This window comes from Pseudomonas sp. SIMBA_068 (assembly GCF_046534705.1).
Classification (GTDB): domain Bacteria; phylum Pseudomonadota; class Gammaproteobacteria; order Pseudomonadales; family Pseudomonadaceae; genus Aquipseudomonas; species Aquipseudomonas putida.
This window is the reverse complement of the sequence record NZ_JAWRYI010001089.1, coordinates 1-253: the sequence shown is the minus strand read 5'-3', so window position 1 is coordinate 253 and position 253 is coordinate 1. Positions and strand designations below refer to the sequence as shown.

Annotated in this window: 1 pseudogene; it reads left to right on the top strand. The window is 64.4% G+C overall.

The features are described from left to right. Positions 1-253: pseudogene (locus SB756_RS32825) on the top strand (cytochrome c); the annotation flags it as partial.

Below are 253 nucleotides of genomic sequence, written 5' to 3'. Positions count from 1 at the left end.
AAGCGAAGCGATATCCCCTGGCCGCTGAACATGCGGTGGCCACTTGCGCTGTGGAATGCCGTATTCACCGAGCCGGGAGCCTATCAGTCGAAAGCGGCAGCCGACGAACAATGGAACCGGGGTGCCCATCTCGTCCAGGGGCTCGGCCATTGCGGCAGTTGCCACACGCCGCGCGGCGTGGCGATGAACGAGAAGGCACTCGACGAGCGTAGCGCACTCTATCTGGCCGGCGCCGAACTGGACGGCTGGTATG